Origin of the sequence: Peribacillus tepidiphilus, assembly GCF_009466385.1 — a bacterium.
Classification (GTDB): Bacteria; Bacillota; Bacilli; order Bacillales; family DSM-1321; genus Bacillus_BN; species Bacillus_BN tepidiphilus.
Genome location: NZ_WIAQ01000005.1, coordinates 1 through 24,614, shown reverse-complemented (window position 1 = coordinate 24,614; position 24,614 = coordinate 1). Strand labels below are relative to the sequence as shown.

Sequence of the window (24,614 nt, the reverse complement as noted above, 5' to 3'; positions counted from 1 at the left end):
GATAAACAGAATGATTTCTACACAAGAAACCCCGTTTATTTCTTTATCGGGGTTTTTTTGTTGACTAAGTCGTTGGTTAATGAACCACAAATGCAATAAAAAAACGACCCACAAACAAGAATGCTGTGAGTCATTTTGAATTTACTACTAAACATCATATTTTTCCGGATTCGAACCGAATCTTTCGTTTCTATTCAAAGCATCGATTTGTTGCATTTCTTCTTGGCTTAATTCAAAATCAAAAATATTGGCATTTTCTTCAATTCTTGAAGGCGTCACAGATTTCGGAATTACAATAATATTATGTTGAATATGCCATCTCAAAATCACTTGGGCAGCTGTTTTATTATGTTTCGATGCAATGTGATGAATGGTCGGCTCATCAAGCAGTTTACCTCGTCCAATTGGTGACCAAGCTTCTACCGCTATTTCATGTTTTTTACAAAATGCTCGTATCTCCTCTTGAGCCAAGAAAGGATGAAGCTCGATTTGGTTTACAACTGGCTTGTGTTTCGCTTCAGATAAAAGCTCCTCTAAATGATGGATATGAAAGTTGCTGACTCCGATTGCCCTTACCTTTCCTTCCTCATATAGCTTTTCCATTGCTTTCCATGTTTCAACATACTTGCCTTTCACTGGCCAATGTATTAAATAAAGGTCTAAATAATCGAATCCAAGACGCTCTAGACTATCTTCAAATGCCTTTAATGTTGATTCATAGCCTTGGTCATCATTCCACACTTTTGAGGTGACAAAAATGTCTTCCCTTTTAATTCCGGACTCTTTAATTGCCTGTCCGACGCTTTGCTCATTTTTATAGATAGCAGCTGTATCAATAGAGCGGTAGCCCACCTCTAATGCCTTTTTTACTGCATTGACGGTTGTTTGGCCAGCTTCTGCCAAGTAGACGCCAAGACCAAACTGCGGCATTTTCACACCGTTATGTAAAGTGATCGTATCTCGAATGGAACCCGTCATTTTTTTCCCTCCTAGTTATTCATATGTTTCATTGTATCACTCGTACATAATATTATCTAAATGGTTGCTTCTATTCTACTCTTAATACTCAATTCATTTCTAAATGTCGCAATCATTCGGTAGATCATTGGCAGTTTTTAATCTGCAGGACTCTTAACAATAATCCTGCTAGTTCACGGGATGATCTCTTAAGCTTTTTAGATAATCCCGCCGATTGGTGTAATAATCCCGCGAGTTCTTTAGATATTTCCGCCAATTGGTGTGAAAATCCCGCCAGGTCACATGATAATCCCGCGTGTTTTCTACAAAATCCCGCCAAATGTTACTTTTTACACTTTTTTGATAGGTATAGGAGCTAGCTAAAAAAAGCAACCGGAAATAGTAAATTACCGATTGCTTTTATTATTTATTTAATACATTTCAGGTGCTTCTACTTTTGGTGGTTCTCCACTCAGAGACTCTAGGAATGCTACAAGAGCCCTCAAACCATCCTTAAAAGATCCTATGATATATTCCCTGCTTGCTGAAGTCGTTTTGCAATTTCTAAGAAATCTTCCTGTGAAATGCCCGGTGCAAATTCTTCAGGTAAATCCGGTAAATCCGGTATAGGTGCACCCTTTGGTGTCCCTTCATATACCTGAAGCGGACTGCCGTCGAGCGGATGATTCCCTTTCCAAATCTTTGTAACCTCACGATAATCTGTGTCGCTGAACGTATAAAGCCGAGTATGAATACCTTGTTCTTCATATTTCCTCGCGTGGTCAAATTTTTTATTATCCAAATCTGGGATCGGAAGCATTTTTGTTAAATCTACACCCGTTGCCATTTCTAGAGCCTTTGCATAAGCTAAAATGTGCACTCCTCCTCGAACCAACAAATACCCAATCATTTCACGAGCTACTGGATTGTCCGTCATCTCATAGACTCTCATTTTATGAGTTCTTGCTCCGCATTCTAAGAAGAAGTTATGCAACAAATCAAGCACTAAATTCCCGCTATTGAACACGTTATCTCCGGTCCATGGTCTTCCCATAGAATCGCCTGGTAGTGAAGTTTGTGCTGTAGCAATAAAGTGATACGTATTCCCTTTCGCTCCTTCCCGTAAAGGAGTCGAATCCGGATCTCCTGGTGAAGTAGTTCCTTCTAAACAGAGATTTATCGTGTTGCTGACAAGTTCTACATGTCCAAACTCCTCAGCTGTAATGCTTGCCACTAAATCGTAAAATGGCCTTAGCTTATTTTTATTTCGAAAATTAAAGGATTGGAACATATAATTATTTAATGTAGACATTTCTCCATATTTTCCACCCAGCAATTCCTGTACAACCCTTGCTGCCTTAGGATCTCCGTGTTTTGGTCTTGGAAGCTCAATTAATAATTTATCTATGCGTTTAATCAAAGCTGTCCCCCCCGCAAAATGTCATTACAATCCATTTTTATGCCAGGGTTCCATTTTATAGAACAATCCCTATCTATGAAGAAATTCACCTAACGTAAGACATAGAAAAACAAAACGATCGTTCTAGATTTCTCCGAATCCCAGGTACGATTGTTACACCAATGTAAATTTAACAAGCGAAAAAGGTACCTAATATTAATTTTTTGTAAATTTTATTAAAAGTAGCTTTACTTAGCCAATAATAAATAAGTAAAATATTTTTCGTTCGTCATAGTTAGACAAAGGGTCTTAAAAAATTTATTCTTCTTGGATTGTGGGGGTTAACACACATGGTATTTAAGAAAAAAGACAAGTTCGCTGTATTACTTATGAATATCTCAGAGAACTTAAAGCAAGCTGCTGATTATTTTGCGGATTATAAGCTTCAAAACGTTAGCGATCTTAAAGTTTTCTCTGAGAAAATGAAGGAATATGAACATAAAGGAGATTCCTTTGTTCACGAAGTAATCATGGAACTTAACAATGCTTTCATCACTCCAATTGAGCGCGAGGATATTCTGCACCTTGCTATGAGCATGGATGATGTGCTCGATGGTTTAGAGCATTGCTCTGCTTTATTTGAGATGTATTCTATGGTAAATGCTGATGAGTACATGTTGAAATTTGTAGATGCAATCCGTAATAGTGCTTATGAAATTGATAAGGCTGTCGATTTATTGACAACCAAAAAGTTATTACCAATTCGTGACCATGCCATTAAGATTAAGGATTTTGAATCTACTTGCGACGGTATTCTACGTCAATCCATTAAAAATTTGTTTGCTGTTGAAAAAGACCCTATCCGAATCATTCAGTTCAAAGAAATTTACGAAAATCTGGAAGAAATAGCCGATAGCTGTCAAGGTGTGGCAAACACGCTTGAGACCATTATTATGAAAAACGCATAAGGGGTATCAATTTCATGGATACATTACTAATATTGACTGTGTTGATCGTAATTGGTGCTCTTGCATTTGATTTCATTAACGGATTCCACGATACAGCTAACGCTATCGCTACATCCGTTTCAACAAAAGCATTGACACCAAGAAGAGCGATCATTTTAGCAGCCGTCATGAACTTTGTTGGCGCCATGACTTTTACAGGGGTAGCCAAAACCATTACAAAAGATATCGTCGATCCTTTTACCTTGGAAAACGGATCAATTGTTATCCTATCCGCATTAATAGCCGGAATTGCTTGGAACCTTATCACTTGGTATTATGGGATCCCAAGTTCATCTTCTCATGCAATTATCGGATCAATCGCTGGAGCAGCCATTGCTGCAGCAGGTTTTGGGTCATTAAATGTTTCAGGCTTCGGAAAAATCGTTCAGTCTTTGATTATTTCTCCGATTTTGGCTTTTGGTGTAGGTTTTATCGTATACAGCATTTTTAAAATCATATTTAAAAATAATAATCTTCCAAAAACGAACAAGCGATTCCGTTATATTCAAATCGCAACTGCAGCCCTTCAGGCATATACACATGGAACGAATGATGCTCAAAAAGCAATGGGGATCATAACGATGGCATTAATCGCAAACGGTTATGCTAGTTCGACTGACATTCCATTTTGGGTGCAATTCTCCTGTGCGCTTGCAATGGGACTAGGAACTTCTGTAGGCGGCTGGAAAATCATTAAAACAGTTGGCGGAAAAATTATGAAAATCCGCCCTGTAAACGGAGTCGCAGCTGACTTAACAGGAGCCGCGATCATCTTCGGTGCTACTTATATCCATTTACCAGTAAGTACGACACACGTCATCTCCTCTTCTATTCTAGGAGTCGGTGCTGCTCATCGGGTAAAAGGAGTTAAGTGGGGAACTGCCCAACGCATGATCATTACATGGTTTATTACTCTTCCTATTTCAGGTACTTTAGCAGCCATCACATATTATATTTTAGATCTATTCTTCTAAAAGCCCGATTTATTTCGGGCTTTTATTTTTTATGAAAATCATGCACTTCTAAAATATATATATTAAAATTTAAGTATTAATCATTCTAAAGGGGTAGTTTGTAGTGGAAGGTTCCAACCATAATATTTTCAAAGGGGTATATGGGGATTTGGTAGAGTTCGCCGATCGAGTCAGCACTGTTTTGGGCTGCCCTATTACGATTGAGGATGCCAACCACCGTTTGCTGGCATATAGCATGCATGATGACCGAACAGATCAGGCCAGAATCGCTACCATCATTGGCAGGAGAGTTCCCGAAAAAGTCATTAACAGTCTCTGGAGAGAGGGTGTAATTCCAGCGTTACTGAAAAACAGCTCACCCATATTGATTCCAGCGATTCAAAATGTTGGCTTGGGAAAACGGGCCGCGATTTCAATTAGAAAAAACAGTGAAGTTCTCGGCTTTATTTGGGCATTAGAGACGGAAAAGCCATTCACCGAAAAAGATTTAAAGTTTTTGGAGCTTGCAGCAAAAGAAGCCAAAAACCAGCTCCTGCAGCTGCAGCTTAAAAAGAAACGAAGAGAAGAAAGCTATCAAGAGTTTTTATGGCAACTGCTTACCGGACACTATGAAGAAGAAGCGGAAATCCAAAAAATACTTCAAGGCTACGGCATTACAGCTCCATCCTTGTTTTCAATCATTGTTTTTACATTCCCAACTGATATTTCTTCTGAAACGGAACGAAATATTTACTATACGTTAACGACATCTCAAAAACTGAAAGTCATTTTTTATACAATTAACCAGAGCCAGCTCATTCTCCTTGTAGGACCTATTCAATCTGATTCGTTTTCAGCATCCATTCAGGATTTTATTACTTCGTTTATTACACAGATGAAAACCCGTTTTGTTGTTGATCAAATTGCTGGGGCCGCAGGCTTACCTTATTCTAAGCTATCTCTTGCAAAAGAAAGCTATAACGAAGCTCTGTACACCTTGAAAATCAAAAAAATATTCCCAAAGGAAACAGCCCCTATCCATTCATACAATTCATTGGGAATCTATCAATATTTGGATGTTTTGTCACGGCATCCTCATAAGGCTGTACACAGCGGCATACAACTTCTAATAGAATATGATGAAAAAAATCAGAGCAACCTGATCAAAACCTTACATGCTTATTTAGAGTGTGATTCGAACCCTTATGATGCTGCAAATAGTCTTCATGTCCATGTCAATACGATTCATTACCGATTAAAAAGGATCTCAGAAATTGGAAATATTAATTTAAGAAACCCATTGGAAAAAATGGCTCTATTGCTTCAATTAGTTTTATTGAAATACGAAACTGAAAAAGATGCTGTTTCGTATAATTAAACAAAATCAAACAATCAGGAGAATGTATGGAATCAAAAGACTATTTGTTAATGGAATTAAAAGAAATTGAAGATTGGGAAAAGGATCAGAAAGGACTTTTTATCTGGGAAAAAATCGGGAGGATTCCTTTTAAAGTTCTCGATAAAATTACACCTTCCTTCAATTTGCGTCAGCAGACATTGTTGGGAAAGAAGCGATTCTCAACGAGTTATCGTCAACGTACAACCAACGAGAATCAAAAGAAATGGTCTCGCAATTACAGGGCTGGCGGGAGGTAGTTTATACGTACAGGGACCAATTCGGCTGGAAAAACTATTGCAAATGGTCCCGATCGCGGGGATGATTTTTGGAGCCTTCACCAATCGATCCATGATTCAAGATATTGCAGATACTGGAATGATGCTTTACCGAAAACGCAGAATCCTTGAGCGGCTTACTGTAGATTGTAGATAAATGTAAGCATTTATCTACAATCTAAAGGAGCATTTGTAGAAATCTACAAATGCTCCTTTTTTCATTTTTCTAGTTTCACAAACTAAAAATAGTTTCAACTGGTTATACTTTTTGTAAAGAGGTTTTCTTCTTTCTAAAAGGATAAGAAACGGACCCAAAAGGATTGGTTAGACTCTTGATCCCTACTTTCCTAAACAATTGTGATGACAAACGAATTGCCATTTTGCCAAAACCTGATGTTTGGAACAATTGACCTTTCTATTTTAAAAAGAAGAAGAACAAATGCTATGTCTGGAGGATTCAATAACATGCGAATTGGTGTTCCTAAAGAAATTAAAAATAACGAAAACCGTGTAGCACTAACCCCTGCAGGAGTAGTTGCCCTCGTCAATGCAGGCCATGAAGTATACATTGAAAGAGATGCTGGCTTGGGTTCAGGCTTTACAAATGACTCTTACATGGCTGCAGGGGCTGTGATTGTTGATGAAGCCTCTTCTGTTTGGGAAGTCGCTGAAATGATTATGAAAGTAAAAGAACCGCTTCCAAGTGAGTACAACTATTTCCGAGATGACTTAATCCTATTCACATACTTGCATTTAGCCGCAGAGCCCGAATTGGCAAAAGCGTTAAAAGAATCAGGTGTACTAGCAATCGCATATGAAACAGTTTCTGTGAATAACACTCTTCCTCTGTTAACACCAATGAGTGAAGTCGCTGGACGTATGGCAGCTCAAATCGGGGCTCAATTCCTTGAAAAGCCTAAAGGTGGAAAAGGAATATTGCTTGGTGGAGTACCTGGAGTAAAACGAGGAAAAGTAACCATCATCGGAGGCGGCGTAGTTGGTACAAATGCAGCAAAAATCGCCATCGGTCTTGGCGCAGAAGTTACCATTATTGATTTAAGTCCAGACCGTTTACGCCAGCTAGATGACATCTTCGGAAATGAAATCTCAACTCTTATGTCCAACCCATACAATATCGCTCAAGCTGTTGCGGAATCCGACCTTGTAATCGGTGCAGTATTAATTCCTGGAGCAAAAGCACCGAAATTAGTGACGGAAGAAATGGTAAAATCTATGACTCCGGGTTCTGTAATTGTCGATGTTGCCATTGACCAGGGTGGAATTTTTGAAACAGTTGACCATATTACAACCCACGACAATCCTACCTATGAAAAGCATGGTGTCGTTCATTACGCGGTTGCCAATATGCCTGGCGCTGTTCCACGCACATCTACAATCGCATTAACAAACGTAACGGTTCCATTTGCTCTTCAAATTGCTAATAAAGGCGCTTTTCAAGCGATCAAAGAAAATGCAGCTTTAGCTAAAGGAGTTAACGTTGCTTCTGGACATATCACATATGAAGCAGTAGCTCGCGACCTAGGCTACGAATATGTACCTGTTGAAAAAGCATTAGAAAATTATAACATTAAAGCATAAAAAAACTGACGAGCATCTCCAAAAATTGGAGGATGTTCGTCAGTTTTTGTATACACGTTAATAGTAAGCGGTCTGCAGACTTCTTTAAAAATGGCTGTTTTCGCAAACTTTGTTGCTTTTTAACAAGTAGTGAGGATAGGTTGATTTCCGCTCCAGGATGCTCGCTTTCCGCGGGGCGGGCGGTGAGCCTCCTCGGCGTGCAGCGCCTGTGGGGTCTCACCTGTCCCGCTGCTCCCGCAGGAGTCTCGCACCTTACGCTCCAATCAACCAACTTTTTTATCAACGGTTTTCATTCCCAGAACCTATGTAAAAACAACAATCTTTTAGAAAAGAGCCTTAAAAATAGATCCTCCATTTAGCTTATTTTTCGAACTCCCAACAGAGTAATCCATTACTTTCACTTAATCTTGTAAATCCGACTTTTTCTAAAACACGTATAGAACCGATATTATCTTCTAAGCAGTTTGCTGTAATTTTGGTTACATCTTTTCTAGAAAGGAGCCAAACTACGAGAGCTTTTGCCATCTCACTTGCATATCCTTGACCTCTATATTCCGGGACCACCCCATATCCAATATCTACTACCCCGTTTCGATCAGGTCCTCCTTTACATCCCATATCACCTATAACCATCTTCTCGTCTTTTTGAATCATTAATCCATTCCATATTGCTTTAGATGGTTCTTTCTCCAATTCATCTGCTAACATTGGTAATATTTGAGCAAAATCTGTATTGGGCCACTGTCTTGATACGTTGTGAAGCAAGAGTGCCTCTAACTCTTCACGCCCTCTCATTGCAGCAATTACATACTCAAGAGATAATGGAATTAATTGTAATCTTTCCGTTTCTAAATTAGGCATAACGCCCCTCCTATATGTAACAAAAATACAACTACATAATACTTTTTACCTATTTTATATCATATTTTCTATTACCTATGCTTCATTAAATGTCAATTTTTTAATAAAATTTTACAATTGTTTCTCTATCCACTCTTTTTTTATTTTCTTAATATAGTATTATTTTTCAAAGAATTCAATTATTATTGCTTTTTCGATTAATTGACGTCCTATAAAAGTTATTTTAAAATAATACAAGACAATTAATATTCATACATTTTTTAAAATTTTTAGGAGGTTCTTATGCAAACATCGGCAGTAGGAAATCAGCAGAAAATGAAGCATCCTCCCGGTCTCTATTTACTGTTTTTCACCGAAATGTGGGAAAGATTCAGTTATTATGGAATGAGAGGTATACTTATTCTCTATTTAACGAAAGAATTAATTAGCGGTGGGCTAGGCATGAACCCAAGCCTCGCTTTGAGTATATATGGTTTTTATACAGGTGCTACCTATATCACTCCCCTTGTAGGTGGATATTTAACAGATCGTTTTATTGGGAAGAGGCTTGCGATAACAATCGGCGGTATCTTCATGGCTCTTGGAAATTTCGTCATTTTCCTGGAGCAAGCAGAATGGGCCATGTATACAGGATTAGCTCTGTTAATTGTTGGTAACGGCTTTTTTAAACCAAACATTTCTACTCTCGTAGGGGACTTATATGAAGAAAAGGATCCGAGACGAGATGCAGCGTTTACCATTTTCTACATGGGTATTAACTTAGGAGCATTTTTAGCACCACTTGTCATCGCCTTCATTACAGACAAATGGCTTTCTGATTCAGTAAATGGAGTTTTTGTTTACGGTTATAAATATGGTTTTTTGGCATCCTCCATTGGAATGGTAATTGGACAAGTCCTATTTAATGTTTTTGGTAACCGTTATTTAGGCGATCTTGGTAAAGAACCTACAGGAAAGCCTGTATTAAGCGACAATGGTGTAAAACAGAATACTCCTTTAACTCCTAAAGAAAAAAGACGCACTGCCGTTATTTTGATTTTAGCTTGCTTTGTTGTCTTTTTCTGGGCTGGATTTGAACAAGCAGGAAGTTCTATTACACTTTATACAGATAAATTTGTCGATCGTACCGTTTTTGGCTTTGAAATTCCTACGCCTTGGTTTCAATCCATTAACCCACTTTTCATTATTCTATTTGCACCACTTGTTTCCATTCTTTGGGTAAAACTAGGTCAATCAAAACGTGGGGACTTAAGTGCACCAGTTAAAATGGGTATCGCTTTAATCCTACTAGGAATCGGGTTCCTTGTACTTGTAGGATCTGTATTAGGATACGGCAACAATGAAGCAAATTTAGTCGGAAACGTTCATATCATGTTTATTATCATCACATACTTCTTCCATACGATTGCCGAATTGTTTTTATCACCAGTCGGCTTATCCATGGTTAGCCGCATTGCTCCAGTTAAACTGGCATCATTGTTGATGGGTGTATGGCTTTCTAGCTCTGGTATAGCAAATTTTGTCGGAGGACAAGTTGCTAGATTCACGCAGTCTATGGGATACATGGAAGTATTTACAGTTATTGCGATCGCCGTAATCGCTGCCGGTTCCCTTCTTCTGCTGATTTCTAAAAAACTTGTTCAACTCATGGAAAATTAATGAAAAACGCATGGATCTTTTCAAAAGATCTCATGCGTTTTTTTGTTAGTTTATATTAACTGTCAAGTTTATATGGAGCACTCTTTAATATCATGCTGCACTTTATATCGACTATTAGCATGATAGATCGACTACTTTACATGAAAAAGGAGGGCTAACCATTTTTGTGGTTAGTCTCCTCTCATTTAAGCCTCTACTTCAAGCTCTTTTGCTGGGCTATTATATTCGTCTGTATCTAATTCTTTTGTAATACGACTTGTAAGGATACCGGACGTCATACTTCCGCTTACATTAACCGCAGTACGCCCCATGTCAATGAGTGGCTCGACTGAAATCAAGAGACCGGCTAATGCGATTGGAAGATTCATCGCGGAAAGAACGAGCAATGCTGCAAAAGTCGCTCCACCACCTACTCCAGCAACTCCAAACGAACTGATGGCGACGACAACAATTAATGTAATAATGAAGGTTGGTGATAACGGATCGATTCCTACAGTTGGTGCAATCATGACAGCTAGCATCGCAGGATAGATACCAGCACAACCATTTTGACCAATGGATAATCCAAATGAACCTGCAAAGTTTGCAATACCGTCTGGAACTCCAAGTGACTTTTGGGTTTGAATATTAATCGGTAGTGCACCGGCACTTGTACGGGATGTAAAAGCAAATGCTAATACTGGAAATGCCTTTTTGACATACGTGAATGGATTTAAGCCAGCAAATGTTAAGAGTAACAAGTGAATTCCAAACATGACAACGAGCGCTATATAAGAGGCCAAAACAAATTTCCCTAATTTTAAGATTGCATCAATGTCGCTAGTTGCAACAGTACTTGTCATAATAGCAAGCACGCCATATGGTGTTAATCTTAGGATAAGTGTTACAACACGCATGATGATAGCATAGAACGAAGCGACAATTTTTGCAAACAAATCTGCTTGCTCAGGCTGCTTCCGTTTTACTCCTAAGAATGCCAATCCAAGGAAAGCTGCGAATATTACCACAGATATAGTGGAGGTTGGTCGAGCTCCCGTAAAATCTAAAAAAGGGTTAGAAGGGATCAGTTCTAAAATTTGTTGAGGCATTGTTTTATCTTCTACTGTACCAAACTTTTCCTCAAGTTCTGCAGCACGAGCTGTTTCAGCCTCTCCTTTTTCAATTTGAACGGCTTCTAAATCAAAGACAACTGCGGAGGCAATACCAACTGCTGCAGCAATGGCAGTTGTACCAACTAAAATCCCTAAAATCAACACACTGATTTTTCCAATATTATTTGTCAATTTCAGCTTAGTGAATGCGGACAAAATAGAAATAAAAACTAAAGGCATAACAATCATTTGCAAAAATTTAACATATCCACTTCCCACTATAGAAAACCAATCAACTGAATTGGTTAAGCTCTTAGAACCCGGTTCATATAGGAATTGCAGGGCAAACCCAAACAAAATCCCTAATCCTAATGCAGTGAAAACTCGCTTTGAAAAAGAAACATGTTTTTTCTGCATATAGAATAATAGACCAATAAGTAAAAGCATTACCGCTAGATTCACTAGCATAAGTCCTGTTTCCATCATAGTTCCTCCTTTATATATAATAATGAAAAAACTATAAAATAACTATTCCTATAAGTCAAGTCAGAATTATTGTAGGATCCGTCATTTTTATTCCAACTATTCTTTGAAGTTAGTCCCTCCTTCCAGATTTATCATCCCCTTTGATTTAAAATCTATTCCATATGTTATTAAGGAGTTAAACTGCGAAAAACCGATTTTTTTCCCTCTTTACTCTAAACCGGTTGAATGATTTTAAGAATTGGGTTGAATGATTTCCAAAACGGGTTAAATTCTATAAGATCTGATAGATTAAACTGGGGCAATAAAAAGGCAGCTTTTTCAGCCGCCTTATCTAGATAACTTTTTAACTTTTTCCGTACACTTTTCCATAGCTGAAAGGATAGAGGATCGAAAACCTGTTTTTTCAAGCTCTGCAACAGCTTCAATGGTCGCTCCTCCAGGTGTACACACTTGGTCCTTTAGTGCTCCTGGATGCTCCATCGTCTCTAAAACCATTTTTGCTGCTCCTAAGACAGTACTTGCTGCAAGTCTATATGCCTGTTCACGCGGAATTCCTTGCTTTACTCCTCCATCTGCTAATGCTTCAATCATCATATATACATATGCTAGGGAAGACCCGCTTATGGAAGGAATACTATCCATTAAAAATTCCGGGATAAACTCTACTCTTCCTATGCTACTTAATAGATTTTCCACCCTCTTACAATCTTCTTTACTGACAAGATCGTTATAACAAACCGCTGTCGTGCCCTCTCTAACCAAAGACGGAGTATTGGGCATCGTACGAAAGATTTTTGTTTCCTTGTTAAACGCTTTTTCAACAAATTCTATATTTATTCCTGCAGCCATTGTTATGACAATAGCGGATGTTTTGACAAAGTCTCTGATTTCTTCAATCACCTGTTGATGAAGCTCAGGTTTAATAGCAAGAAACAAAAGATCAGCTTCCCTTGCAACCTGTGTGTTGTCCTGAGTAACGAATACATGATATGTATTCTTAATGGTAGTAAGAGTACTCTCCGTTTTAGCGCTAATGATTACATCTTCTTTTCTATGAGCGCCTGATGATAGAATTCCCTCTAAAATGGCCTGGCCCATTTTTCCACAACCGATAAAACCTATTTTCATATTGAATCAACGCTCCAGTCTTAACAAATTCCTTCTCAATTATATACAAAAAACAAGTTTGTTTTCTATCTAAGATAAAATTATTGACTTAAAGGTCATTTTACAGGTATAATCTTGACCATTAAGTCATTTTGAAAGTTAGGAGTTAGCTTATATGAAAACCCAACAACAAGGAATCAATAGAAAACTTGTATTAGCTGGATTGATAATAGGTATGTTTTTTAGTGCTTTAGAACAAACGATCGTAGGAACAGCTATGCCAACGATCATTGGAGAGTTGAATGGCTTTTCCATTTTTGCGTGGGTAACGACTGCCTACCTAATTACCTCCACAACCATTGTACCCATTGTTGGAAAGCTTTCTGATTTATACGGCAGACGGCTTCTTTATTTAATTGGAACCATTATTTTTACCATTGGTTCAGCACTTTGTGCAACAGCTACTTCTATGGAACAGCTAATCCTTTACCGAGGTCTGCAAGGTTTAGGTGGCGGTATGATCATGCCTCTTTCCCAAACCATTATTGGCGATATTTTTACAGCTGAACAGCGGGCAAAATGGCAGGGAGTCTTCGGCGGTATTTTCGGATTGAGCTCTGTTATTGGTCCTTTCATTGGGGGACTCATTGTTGACCATATCAGCTGGCATTGGATTTTCTTAATTAATGTCCCTACAGGTTTGCTTTCAGCCGGATTGATTTACATTGGTATGAAGCATGAAACCATTTATACACAAGGCAAGGTGCATATTGACTACCTGGGTATTGCAACCTTAGTTCCAGGGCTTGTATTGCTGCTTATAGGGTTGACATTTGGTGGAGATAAATTTGAATGGAAGTCTGGAACTTCCGCTATGATTTTTGGGGGAGCATTCCTATTAATCCTCCTGTTTGGTTTCATAGAAAAAAAAGCAAAAGAGCCAATTTTAGATTTATCACTCTTTAAAAATCGAGTGTTTGCAACAACGAATGCGCTCGGATTTTTACTCGGGCTAGGAATGTTTGGTGCCATCATGTTTGTACCGATGTTCATGCAAGGTATTCTTGGTGTATCTCCAACCCGTGCAGGTTCAACAATGACGCCAATGATGATTTCGATGATCATTGCTAGCATACTAGGCGGTAGACTGCTTTTGAAATTAAAATTCCGAACTGTTTTAACTACAGGAATGATCATTGCAACACTCGGATTTTACTTAATGAGCACAATGGACTTGGAATCTAGTCAATTCACAGCGTATGCGTATATGGTTGTCCTTGGAGCAGGTATGGGGCTTGTTATGCCAACTTTAATGATTGCAGTTCAAAATGAGTTTCCGAAATCACAGCTGGGTGCTGTTACTTCAGCATCAACCTTCTTCCGTTCAATCGGCGGCACCATTGGGATTACAATTTTGAATGCCGTGATGAACAGCACGTTGAAAGATAAAATAGATAGAGCTGCTGAAGCTGAATCCAATCCGATGATTAAGAAAATTCTAGGAGCTATGGCTGAGAAAACGGATGAATTATTTGGATTATTAATTCATCCTGAACTTCTCCAGCTTCCGAAGGATGTAAAAAACATTGTCCTTACCACAATAAAAACTTCTTGGACAGAATCTTTCTCTGCTGTGTTTTTGACCGGACTTTCGATCTTAGCATTAGGAATATTCGTTGCCTTAGCAGTGGGCAAAGGGAAAATTAAACGAGACAAAGCGCAGGACAATGAACCAGTTGAAGAAGCTACCTCATAAAACAGCCTGAATGTGTGTATAACATACTTTGTCTGCAATGAACAAGATTCACCCAGAGATTGGGTGAATCTTGTTTCTATTTTGAATGTGTTTCAATCACCTTTTAACCACAGAATAAAGTATTATTTTCTAATGAAGAGTTTTTTAATCTAGTGTATTGAGTTTGTTAATTTATATAGAATTCGGGAACAAATAGGATGGAGCTCTCATGGAAAGGAGAAATACGATGAGTAACAAATGGATTTGCAATCTGCCAATACAACCGCTGCCTGCTGAGTTCTTCTCTATGCCAACTTTGGAGCTTGCTCAATCGCTGCTTGGATGCTTGCTAATGAAAGAGACATCCGAAGGCGTTGCAGGAGGATTTATTGTAGAGACAGAGGCATATTTGGGGCCAGAAGACCGCGCAGCCCATAGCTTTAACAATCGAAGGACAAAAAGAACGGAAATCATGTATGCTGAAGCTGGGAGAATTTATACATATGTGATGCATACACATTGCCTTGTCAATGTTGTAAGCGGACCGATTAACAAGCCTGAAGCAATTTTAATTCGTGCGGTTGAACCGTTTATTGGACAGGAATTGATGCTCAAAAGACGAAACGTGAAAGACCTCAGAAAAACAACAAATGGTCCTGGAAAATTAACAAAGGCCTTAGGCATTACGATGAGTGACTATGGCGGCAGCTTTATGCTCCCACCATTATTGATCGCAAACGGCTTTACTCCTTCCAATATTTCGGCCGGACCTCGAATAGGCATTCCAAATGCAGGAGAAGCAAAGGATTACCCTTGGCGATTTTGGGTTACCGACCATCCTTATGTTTCAAAATAACGCTGCTTTAATTCTTGGAAAGCGTCCATAAAGCGGTGTGGAGTCAATTTTACATGATAAGCAAAAAGGCCTTGATTGGTATGAAGATATAATAAACCTGAGTCTTTATGAATCGTTCTAAATGAAAGATCATGAACTTCCTTTAAATGAAATTGATGAGTGGGTGTGGTAATATAATGGTCACATAAATGAAGGAACTCTTCTTTTTCCACTATTTTTTGCTTAAAATCCTGAATCAACCGTTCTATTTTAATATAAGGCTGGGAACATACTCTTTTCATTTCTGTCCTCCGCTTCTTTTTCCTCCATCTTAACCAATAAAGCAATAGAACTTCAAACATTAGCCACTAAAGGTGTCATCCACTCTTTAATAAAAGAGCCTAATTCTTTTGATGAATTAAATTGCTTTAAATTCTCATATGTATACCGACCAATTAATTCGCCCCTATGTATGACGATGAATTCATCTGTTAAAAAAAGAGCCTCCTGATAATCATGGCTAATAAAAAGAGTGGTTATTCCGGTTTCTTTTAAAATCGTTTTCAAATCGTGCAGAATAGCTCGTTTCGTAGGCAAATCCAAAGCGGAAAAAGGCTCATCCAGCAGCAATATTTTCGGTTCTGTTACTAACGCCCGTGCCAAAGCGATTCTTTGCGCTTCACCACCCGATAGAGTTCTGGCATGCCGGTTTGCAAGATGTCCAACGTTTAAGCGGTTTAGCCAATAGCTCACTTTTTCTTTTACTTCTTTTTTGGAATAACCCCTGATTTTTAACCCGACCGAAACGTTTCCAAACACAGTAGTATCTAGCATGAGGGGCTGTTGGAATACAACGCTGATGCTTCTTCTAGCACCTAAAGGAGCATTTGAAGGGTGGATTGATTGACCTTCGAATTGGATGCTTCCCGTTGCCGTATCTTCCAATAGAGCAATTGTTTTGATAAGTGTGCTTTTACCGGCTCCATTTGGACCAATAATAGCTGTCATTTCGCCTTCTTGAATGTCTAAATGTGGAATGGACAATATTTTTTTTCCATACTTTTCAACCGTTACATTCTGAATCGTGATCAATGTAAATCAGCCTCTTCTTTCTCTTTGCTGCAGCATAGTCAATCCCAGCGTCACAAGATAGGCTAGCAGCAGCAATATCACAGATATACCAATGGCGACTTCAGTGTGCCCTTTCGACACTTCCATCACCGTAGCAGTGGTTAATACCCTTGTGTAGCCTTTAATATTTCCTCCTACCATCATAGAAGCTCCAACCTCGCTCACAACCGCGCCAAATCCAGCAATACATGCTGCCAGCAAAGAAAATCTCGCCTCTCTGATCACCAACAAAAGCGATTGAAAACGATTTGCCCCCAGCGCTTTGATCTGAAGCTTCAGCCGATCATCCACCTGCATAATCGCCGCGCACGTTAAACCGATAATGATGGGAGAAGCGATCACAGCTTGTGCAATCACGATAGCTGTGGGGGTGTAAAGCAAATTCAAGAAGCCAAGCGGACCATTACGGCTTAGTAGTAAAAATACCCATAAGCCCACGACAACCGGAGGAAATCCCATTGCTGTATTAATCACACTCATTAATAGTTTTTTTCCAGGGAATTGAGTATAAGATAATCCAACTCCTAATGGAACTCCGATCAGTAAGCTAATAAATGTGGCCAGCCCTGACACCTTCAAAGTCAGCCAAGTTATGGAAAAAATTTCAGGATCGCCAGTAAAAATCATCCGAAATGCTTCTATTATTCCATTTATGATCATTTCCATATGAATGAATCCCCCGAATTATGAACTCTCTTTGAAAAGGGGCAGTCCAATAAGTCGAATATTCGGCTTTTGGATGCCCCTTTTTATGTTCAAGAATATGGATATATCACCATTCTTGATTTTCAATTTTTAATGAAGGTGCCCTATTTGGACAGCCCATTAGATTGTACTCTTTATTTTACTGCATCAGGGAAAAATAATGGCTCTCCAAATTCCTTTACACCGAATTCACCAATCACCTTCTGTATGTCTGGATCGATCATAAATTCAACGAAGGCTTTTGCAGCATCCCCGTTAATTTTCTCTGATTTTTCAGGGTTCACCTGCATGACGTGATAAATATTGAGTAAACGATCGTCGCCTTCCACCAAAATGTCCATGTCCAAATTGTCTTTTAATGCTAAATAAGTCCCTCGATCTGTGATCGTGTAGCCGCCTTTTTCAGAAGCAACCTTTAACGTGTCTCCCATTCCTTGGCCTGTTTCCTGATACATTTTACCTGAAGGTTCAATTCCTGCTTCCTTCCAAAGGGCAAGCTCTTTTTTGTGAGTACCAGAATCATCGCCACGTGAAACGAACAGTGCATTAGATTCCGTTATTTTTTTCAATGCTTCTTGAACAGTCTTACCTTTCACACCAGCTGGGTCTTCTTTTGGACCCACAATCATGAAATCATTGTGCATGACAAGCTGTCTGTTAACAGCATCCTTGCTTTCAACTAGCTTTTCCTCATCAGCTGGCGCATGAACTAATAGTACGTCTGCTTCGCCTGTCTTCCCCATTTCTAACGCTTTTCCAGTTCCTACAGCGATCGTTTTAACCATTACGTCCGTTTGTTCTTCAAATAACGGAATCAGTACATCGAGCAAACCGCTATCTTGTGTACTCGTTGTCGTCGCTAGAATCAACTCACCTGAAAGATTTTTATTTTCAGTAGCTGCTGAAGTCGTCTCTTTTTCTTTATTGCTTGCTGGTTGTGCCTCTTTTTCAGCAGAGCAACCAGACATCATGAAAGCTGCGAACAACAGGCATAAAGTCCATACCAACCATGATTTATTTGTTTTCATTTAAAGCCCCTCCGTCACTTTTTCTCCAATATGGATCCATTCATAGCCTCCAAGCTTGGACATCCGTTCTTTTATTTCATCTGAAAGTAATAAACTCTCTAAATTCTTCCATTGATGGCTAGCATAAAAATCCTTCTTCATAACAAGGTCATATCGTTCTTTTTCAAGAACTACAAAATCAAGGCCAAGTGCTTGTGCTGCACTTTCCGTACCTAAAGCAAAATCCACCTCCCCTCTTGAAACGGCTGAAGCAGCACTGTAATGGGTCATTTCTTCTTTTTCGTAGCCTTTGATTTGGCTACCGTCCACTCCTAGTTTTTTCAAGTGAAAATCGAGGAGTATTCTTGTACCGGAGCCTTTTTGGCGATTCATGAAGGTTAGATCATTTCTGAGTAAATCGTTCCATCCTTCAAGCCTTTTCGGATTACCTTTTGGAACAATCCATCCTATGTTTCGGGAAACAAAACGAACGACAACTGGTGTTTCACCGGGAAACAATCTTTTGATAAAAGGGATATTGTATGTACCTGTTTCCTCGTCAAATAAATGGCAGCCTACAATATCAGCCCGTCCATAATATAAACTCAATAAGCCTTCCATGCTTCCTACAAATGCAGGAATGATCAGCAATCCATTTTTCTTTTCATTCGCATAATTGATAACGCTTTCTACTAATAAATCATGACTCCCGATAAACATAATAGGAATGGGAAGTACACTTTTCGAAAAATCGTCTGGAGAATGCTGTCTTTTGCCTTTATCTATCATTCTATTTATATCATCCCGGCTAATTCTGACCTGCCTGCCTACTTTTACTGCAGATAACTCACCTCGTTTTACCATTTCATAAACGGTATATTTAGATAATTTCAGAAGATTTGCTACTTCTTCTACTGTGTAATAATTCTCGACCATTGGCAAACCTCACTCTTTATGGATAAAAAAACCAGTACGTACTATTTTTATTAAAATCTAGGAAAATCGTATTGTCAATAACATTTAGTTAGTTTTAGTTTGGTTTAGTTAGGTTTAGTTTGTTTTTGTTGTTTTAATAGGAACAAATAAAGGGTTTAATGAATTTGTGTCAAAAATAGAATAAAAATAATGGAGGTGATGATTTGAAAAAAGCTAATGTTTTTCTGTTCGATGTTTACGGAACATTATTTGATGTATATTCTGTAAAGGAAAAATGTGAAGAGTTCTTCCCGTCAAAGGGTGAACAAATAAGCCTTACATGGAGAAAAAAACAAATCGAATATTCTTTTTTGCGTGAGATGATGGGCCAATACACTTCATTTAGCGAAGTGACAAAGGATTCTCTTTTATATGCAGTGGAAGAAAGCAGAGAAACCATAAATGCGGAACAAATGAATCAGTTACTAATCGCCTATCGGAACCTAGAACCATTCCAAGAAACAAAAGATGTACTGAGCCAGCTTCAAGGAAAAACAGTGGCTGTTTTTTCTAATGGCTCAAGAGATATGCTGGAACCCTTAATTCATGAGTCCGAATTACATGAATGGTTACCCATCATCATCAGTGTAGATGACGTGAAACACTATAAGCCGGTTAAAGAAGCATATCAACACGCTGTTGACGTTTTAAAAGTGAAGAAAGATGAGGTGTTATTTCTTTCGTCCAATGGCTGGGATATTGCTGGAGCAAAAAATTTCGGATTTCAAACCGCCTGGATCAATCGTCAAAACATGCCGACCGAAAAATTGCCTGTTACTCCGAATTATGAATACAACGATTTGAACGGTCTTTTGGAGTGGCGGTAGATGATTATCGCTTCGTGTTATAATGTAAAACATCGATTAAGAGCAATAGTCCTGGTGGCTGAGATCCTTTATATGGTTCTGCTTTCATCGTGATAAACGACCTTTAATTTTAAATAGTAGGGCTGGAAACTGCATTCCCACTCGGAAGTACTATTTCCAGCCCTGTTATTAAGAATATTGGTTGAATGAATTTTTTAGCTTAGATGTTAAGGCACCTCATGCCCCATTGAACTATGTAGAATCTCAAACCACTGATCAAGGGTTAACTTGTGATCTAGGGATTTAACGGCACTGTCTATACGTTTTGTTTTCCCAGAACCTACGATCGGCATAATTTTCGCAGGATGTTTTAATATCCAAGCGTACAGCACCTCGTCTAAATCTTCAGCTCCAATTTCTCCTGCAATCTTTTCTAATGTACTTCGCAGTCTCACCGCTTTTTCATCATTACTGGAGAATATTTTTCCGCCTGCTAAAGGAGACCATGCCATAGGTTTGATTCTTTTCTCAAGACAGAAATGTAATGTTCCATCATCAAAATTCTCTAAATGATAAGCTGAAACCTCAATTTGATTCGTGACCAAATCGAAATCTAAATACGATTGCAGCATATTGAATTGATGATCCTTAAAGTTAGAAACTCCGAAATAACGGACTTTGCCTTCTTTTTTTAACTTCATAAAGGCTTCCGCCACCTCTTCAGGATTCATCAAAGGATCCGGTCGATGAATTAACAGTACATCGATATAATCAGTCCGTAAATTTTTTAAGGACTGCTCGGCTGATTTAATAATATGCTCTTTGCTTGTATTGTAATGATGCGATCGATGCTCAGGACGGTTTGGAGACTCCAGCACGATGCCACACTTGGTGACAATCTCCATGTTTTCACGAAGTTCAGGCTTAAGAGCCATCGCTTTTCCAAACAGCTCCTCACAAGTGTAGCTGCCGTAAATATCCGCATGATCAAACGTCGTAATTCCTTGTTCTAAACAATGCTCAATTAATGAAAGCGTCTCTTCGTTAGAATACTCCCACTCCGCCAAACGCCATAAACCATGAATAATACGCGAAAAAGATAAATCTTCTGCTAGTTGAACTCTTTCCATTTGTTCATCTCCTTATATAAATCTGGTCTTTTAGGAGCCATTTATCGACCGAAATTCTAGTTGAGCGACCATTAGGAGTAAGATATCGGCCATGATTCCATTATATCGGTCATTAAGTACAAAATATCAGTCATTTTAATATTTCAATCATAGGAGCAAGATTTCGGCCGTCAGCTTATTATATCGGTCGACAAGAGCAAGATATCGGCCGTCAGCTTATTATATCGGTCGTCAAGAGCAAGATTTCGGTCGTCAGAACCAGGATATCGGTCGTCAAGAGCAAGATTTCGGTCGTCAGAACCAGGATATCGGTCGTCTATAGAGAGTAGGTAGACCGTGAAAAAGGTTTCGCTTAAATCGAAGGGATTTTCGCTTAAATCAATGGGATGAACGCTTAAATCAAAGCACTGAACGCTTAAATCCACAAAATTTCCGCTTAAATCAATAGAATTAGAGCTTTCGGAGGAGCAAGATTTCGGATGGCATCTCCATATATCGGTTATCAGTTGCAACATATCAGCCATCAGCTTATTATATCGGTCATCAGAACCAAGATATCGGTCGTTAGAACTTAGATATCGGTCGTCAGCTTATTATATCGGTCGTCAGAAGCAAGATATCGGTCGTCAGAACTTAGATATCGGTCGACAGGTGCGCTGTTAACAAAACAGTGATCCATCATTTGTGTCTATTTCCCATTCTTCGTGCTCCAATTTTGTAAAATAGGTCTTCCTATTGAATAATAATCGACTTCATATTGCCTCATCGCCTCTAGACTAAAACAATTTCGCCCATCAAAAACAATCGGATGTTTCATACACTTAATAAATGTTTCTGCAGTCATCTCTTTAAATACGTTCCAGTCTGTCACGATAAAGGCAAGATCTGCATCTTGTAGACATTCTTCTATTGAACATGCATACTTCGTTTCTTTTGGCAGATACGCTTTTGCTTTCTCCATTGCAATAGGATCAAAGGCTGTAACGTACGCCCCTTGCTCAATTAGGCTCTGGCATATTTTAATGGCAGGTGATTCTCTCACATCATCCGTGTTTGGTTTAAAAGATAACCCTAATATGGCAGCACTTTTCCCTTTTAAGCTACCAAACCTTTCAAGGGCTTTCTTAACCAAATATTCTTGTTGGCGATTGTTAATGTTTATGACAAATTCTAAAAGAGGAATATGATGATTTACATTTTCTGCTATTCGAATCAGTGCTCGAGTATCTTTCGGAAAACAAGAGCCACCATAGCCAGCTCCCGCCTGTAAAAACTGATTGCCAATTCGTTGATCCATGCCCATTCCGGAGGAAACTTCGTCAATGTTGGCTCCCAGTTTTTCGCACAATATCGCCATTTCATTAATAAAACTAATTTTTGTCGCTAAAAAAGCGTTAGAGGCATATTTGATTAATTCTGCACTACGTGTATCTGTTTTCATAATCGGAATCTGAAAAGGACTATATAATTCCTCGATTACATGAGCAGCTCTAGGATTTTCAGAGCCAATTACAATCCGATCTCCATGGAAGGTGTCATGAATGGCAGAGCCTTCCCTTAAAAACTCCGGATTCGATACCACATCGATTCTTATGTTTTTACTTTTGTGATCCTCAAGTATTTCCTTGATCCTTTCATTTGTTCCCACTGGAACGGTGCTTTTCGTAACGACAATGCTGTCTCGAGCCAAATGCTTGCCTACCTCAGAAGCCGCATTAAAAATAAACGATAAATCCGCACTGCCATCAGACATTGGTGGTGTCCCAACAGTCAGGAAAATGATCTCTGCACTCTCAACTCCCTCTTTCATGCTAGTGGTAAAAGACAATTTCCCTTTACTCAAATTCTCCTTAAGCATTTCTTCCAAACCTGGTTCAAAAATTGGAGAAATCCCTTCAGAAAGCAACTTGATCTTATCAGCATCTATATCTATACAAGTTACCCGGTTCCCTATATGGGCGAAGGCAGTCCCCGTCACTAACCCCACATATCCTGCACCAACAATAGCTATATTTTTCATATATGTCCACCTTTAACATAATAGCTTCCCTTGGAGAAACAGTGGAAGTCTTCTTATTGGAAGCGGTTGCTCCCTCTACATTATATTGAATCATCGGTTGATCAACAATTGATGGCACTTACTGGTTCAATAGAATCAGCCAATGGGAACCAGGGAAGCGGGGAGGCTACGGATAAACCGCCTGTGTCAGTGAGTAAGCGCTAGTCCTGTGAATCTTTTACTTCTCGCCTTCACACTCACACCCAACATCCTACTTCCAAATGAGCTTTGACAAATAAAATCCTATAAAAACAAAAACCTGTACGTAATAATACCGTACAGGAAAATATATTTTTAACTAAGCATACTGCTTACTCTCTTCCTTCTTAAAAAAGCTTCTCATCGAATGGAATACATCGGATTTTTGCTTAAGGATGTAGTAGCGGAATTTTTCGTTGTTAATGTTCTTGTAGGCGCTCATGAGTGTGGAGTGACGGTTGTATTGATTCACTTCCCCATACCCAAACATATTCGAAACCTTCATAATTTCCTCTACGAGCTTGACGCAACGGGCATTGTCTGAGGTTAAGTTATCGCCATCGGAGAAATGGAACGGATAAATATTATACCTCTGAGGATTATACTTAAAATCAATGATTTCTAATGCTTTGCGATAGGCTGACGAACAAATCGTACCTCCGCTTTCACCTTTTGTGAAAAAGTCTTCCTCCGATACAATTTTTGCTTCTGTATGGTGTGCGATAAACTCAATTTCCACAGACTCATATTTCGTTCGCAAGAATCTAGTCATCCAGAAAAAGAAGCTGCGCGCCATATATTTTTCCCATAATCCCATCGATCCCGATGTATCCATCATTGCAAGAACAACCGCTTTGGATTCGGGCTTGACGACTTCATTCCAGGTCTTAAATTTAAGGTCATCCTTATAAATAGGATGAAACTTCGGTTGGCCGCTTAAAGCATTACGCTTAAAGGCCGTAAGCATGGTTTTCTTTTTATCGATATTGCCCATGAGTCCTGTTTTTCGGATATCATTGAATTCAATGTTCTCTACGAAATTTTCATCCAGCTCTTTTCGCTGCAGGTTGGGAAGCTCCAGCTGACTGAACAAAGCTTCTTCAATCTCCATTAAAGATACCTCAGCCTCATAATAATCCTCACCAGCTTGGTCTCCGGCACCCTGCCCTTTTCCAGGTCCTTTCTGCTGAGCTGATCCATCACGGGCCACTACATCGCCCACCTGACTGTCTCCGTCACCTTGGCCGACATGCTTGTTTTTATCATAGTTATAGCGAATTTTATACTCATCTAATGAACGAATCGGAATTTTGATCACTTCTCGGCCGTTTGACATAATGATGTTTTCTTCTGAAATTAAATCCGGTAAATTGTTACGAATGGCTTCTTGGACTTTTTCCTGATGGCGCTGTTGATCGTCAAATCCTTTGCGATGGAGGGACCAATCTTCCTTGGAAAT

22 protein-coding genes and 1 pseudogene are annotated in these 24,614 nt (G+C 39.0%); 9 read left to right on the top strand and 14 right to left on the bottom strand.

Annotation, left to right across the window (positions count from 1 at the left end):
- Positions 1 to 147: 147 nt before the first annotated feature.
- Together GD441_RS05010 and GD441_RS05005 are read right to left on the bottom strand one after the other, a co-directional pair.
- Positions 148 to 978, bottom strand: coding sequence for an aldo/keto reductase (locus GD441_RS05010; protein ID WP_153124358.1), 831 nt, complete (start codon positions 976 to 978; stop codon positions 148 to 150).
- A 502-nt stretch (positions 979 to 1,480) separates the two neighbouring features.
- Positions 1,481 to 2,377: a manganese catalase family protein gene (locus GD441_RS05005; protein WP_153124356.1), complete on the bottom strand. Its 897-nt coding sequence runs from the start codon at positions 2,375 to 2,377 to the stop codon at positions 1,481 to 1,483.
- A 329-nt stretch (positions 2,378 to 2,706) separates the two neighbouring features.
- On the opposite strand from GD441_RS05005, the gene GD441_RS05000 reads away from it, so the two are divergent.
- The 5 genes and pseudogenes from GD441_RS05000 to ald all read left to right on the top strand — a co-directional run bounded on the left by GD441_RS05000 (position 2,707) and on the right by ald (position 7,589).
- Positions 2,707 to 3,324, top strand: a complete 618-nt coding sequence (locus tag GD441_RS05000) for a DUF47 domain-containing protein (RefSeq protein ID WP_153124354.1) — start codon at positions 2,707 to 2,709, stop codon at positions 3,322 to 3,324.
- A gap of 14 nt (positions 3,325 to 3,338) precedes the next feature.
- Positions 3,339 to 4,337, top strand: a complete 999-nt coding sequence (locus GD441_RS04995; protein ID WP_153124352.1) for an inorganic phosphate transporter — start codon at positions 3,339 to 3,341, stop codon at positions 4,335 to 4,337.
- 103 nt (positions 4,338 to 4,440) lie between these two features.
- On the top strand, positions 4,441 to 5,694 hold the full coding sequence (locus tag GD441_RS04990) for a PucR family transcriptional regulator (protein WP_225434133.1): 1,254 nt from the start codon (positions 4,441 to 4,443) through the stop codon (positions 5,692 to 5,694).
- 157 nt (positions 5,695 to 5,851) lie between these two features.
- Positions 5,852 to 6,147 (top strand): annotated as a pseudogene (locus tag GD441_RS04985) (EcsC family protein); the annotation flags it as partial.
- A 308-nt stretch (positions 6,148 to 6,455) separates the two neighbouring features.
- Positions 6,456 to 7,589, top strand: coding sequence for an alanine dehydrogenase (gene ald / locus GD441_RS04980; RefSeq protein WP_153124350.1), 1,134 nt, complete (start codon positions 6,456 to 6,458; stop codon positions 7,587 to 7,589).
- A gap of 360 nt (positions 7,590 to 7,949) precedes the next feature.
- Here the strand turns inward: ald and GD441_RS04975 are convergent, their stop codons facing one another.
- The gene (locus GD441_RS04975) at positions 7,950 to 8,450 is read right to left on the bottom strand and encodes a GNAT family N-acetyltransferase (RefSeq protein ID WP_153124348.1); all 501 of its coding nucleotides are present in this window, start codon (positions 8,448 to 8,450) and stop codon (positions 7,950 to 7,952) included.
- A 282-nt stretch (positions 8,451 to 8,732) separates the two neighbouring features.
- On the opposite strand from GD441_RS04975, the gene GD441_RS04970 reads away from it, so the two are divergent.
- Positions 8,733 to 10,109 (top strand): peptide MFS transporter, encoded by a 1,377-nt coding sequence (locus tag GD441_RS04970; protein WP_153124346.1) that lies wholly within the window; start codon positions 8,733 to 8,735, stop codon positions 10,107 to 10,109.
- A gap of 185 nt (positions 10,110 to 10,294) precedes the next feature.
- On the opposite strand, the gene GD441_RS04965 is transcribed toward GD441_RS04970, so the two are convergent.
- Complete coding sequence (locus GD441_RS04965) at positions 10,295 to 11,683, bottom strand: L-cystine transporter (RefSeq protein WP_153124343.1); 1,389 nt, start codon at positions 11,681 to 11,683, stop codon at positions 10,295 to 10,297.
- Positions 11,684 to 12,013: 330 nt separating this feature from the next.
- Positions 12,014 to 12,814 (bottom strand): pyrroline-5-carboxylate reductase, encoded by an 801-nt coding sequence (gene proC / locus GD441_RS04960; RefSeq protein WP_153124341.1) that lies wholly within the window; start codon positions 12,812 to 12,814, stop codon positions 12,014 to 12,016.
- Between the two features lie 154 nt (positions 12,815 to 12,968).
- On the opposite strand from proC, the gene GD441_RS04955 reads away from it, so the two are divergent.
- Entirely contained in the window at positions 12,969 to 14,549 is a 1,581-nt protein-coding gene (locus GD441_RS04955; RefSeq protein ID WP_153124339.1) for an MDR family MFS transporter, read from the top strand.
- A gap of 226 nt (positions 14,550 to 14,775) precedes the next feature.
- Positions 14,776 to 15,384 (top strand): DNA-3-methyladenine glycosylase, encoded by a 609-nt coding sequence (locus tag GD441_RS04950; protein ID WP_225434132.1) that lies wholly within the window; start codon positions 14,776 to 14,778, stop codon positions 15,382 to 15,384.
- Here GD441_RS04950 and GD441_RS04945 read toward each other — a convergent pair.
- The 5 genes from GD441_RS04945 to GD441_RS04925 all read right to left on the bottom strand — a co-directional run bounded on the left by GD441_RS04945 (position 15,369) and on the right by GD441_RS04925 (position 19,142).
- Positions 15,369 to 15,665: a hypothetical protein gene (locus GD441_RS04945; protein WP_153124336.1), complete on the bottom strand. Its 297-nt coding sequence runs from the start codon at positions 15,663 to 15,665 to the stop codon at positions 15,369 to 15,371. The two genes, GD441_RS04950 and GD441_RS04945, sit on opposite strands and share 16 nt — an antisense overlap.
- 52 nt (positions 15,666 to 15,717) lie before the next feature.
- Positions 15,718 to 16,455, bottom strand: a complete 738-nt coding sequence (locus GD441_RS04940) for an ABC transporter ATP-binding protein (RefSeq protein WP_153124334.1) — start codon at positions 16,453 to 16,455, stop codon at positions 15,718 to 15,720.
- Positions 16,456 to 16,461: 6 nt separating this feature from the next.
- Positions 16,462 to 17,160 (bottom strand): ABC transporter permease, encoded by a 699-nt coding sequence (locus GD441_RS04935; RefSeq protein ID WP_153124332.1) that lies wholly within the window; start codon positions 17,158 to 17,160, stop codon positions 16,462 to 16,464.
- A gap of 173 nt (positions 17,161 to 17,333) precedes the next feature.
- Positions 17,334 to 18,227 (bottom strand): ABC transporter substrate-binding protein, encoded by an 894-nt coding sequence (locus GD441_RS04930; RefSeq protein ID WP_191992099.1) that lies wholly within the window; start codon positions 18,225 to 18,227, stop codon positions 17,334 to 17,336.
- Positions 18,228 to 19,142, bottom strand: coding sequence for a helix-turn-helix transcriptional regulator (locus GD441_RS04925; RefSeq protein ID WP_153124330.1), 915 nt, complete (start codon positions 19,140 to 19,142; stop codon positions 18,228 to 18,230).
- A 203-nt stretch (positions 19,143 to 19,345) separates the two neighbouring features.
- Here GD441_RS04925 and GD441_RS04920 point away from each other — a divergent pair, with 203 nt between their 5' ends.
- The gene (locus GD441_RS04920; protein ID WP_153124328.1) at positions 19,346 to 20,008 is read left to right on the top strand and encodes a haloacid dehalogenase type II; all 663 of its coding nucleotides are present in this window, start codon (positions 19,346 to 19,348) and stop codon (positions 20,006 to 20,008) included.
- Positions 20,009 to 20,214: 206 nt separating this feature from the next.
- Here GD441_RS04920 and GD441_RS04915 read toward each other — a convergent pair whose 3' ends face one another.
- The 4 genes from GD441_RS04915 to yhbH all read right to left on the bottom strand — a co-directional run.
- A complete protein-coding gene (locus GD441_RS04915; protein WP_153124326.1) occupies positions 20,215 to 21,117 on the bottom strand; it encodes an aldo/keto reductase in 903 nt (300 codons plus the stop codon).
- 170 nt (positions 21,118 to 21,287) lie between these two features.
- A complete protein-coding gene (locus GD441_RS04910; RefSeq protein WP_153124324.1) occupies positions 21,288 to 21,542 on the bottom strand; it encodes a hypothetical protein in 255 nt (84 codons plus the stop codon).
- A 263-nt stretch (positions 21,543 to 21,805) separates the two neighbouring features.
- Entirely contained in the window at positions 21,806 to 23,137 is a 1,332-nt protein-coding gene (locus GD441_RS04905) for a UDP-glucose dehydrogenase family protein (protein ID WP_153124322.1), read from the bottom strand.
- Positions 23,138 to 23,474: 337 nt separating this feature from the next.
- A partial coding sequence (gene yhbH / locus GD441_RS04900; RefSeq protein WP_153124320.1) for a sporulation protein YhbH occupies positions 23,475 to 24,614 on the bottom strand: 1,140 nt, incomplete at its 5' end.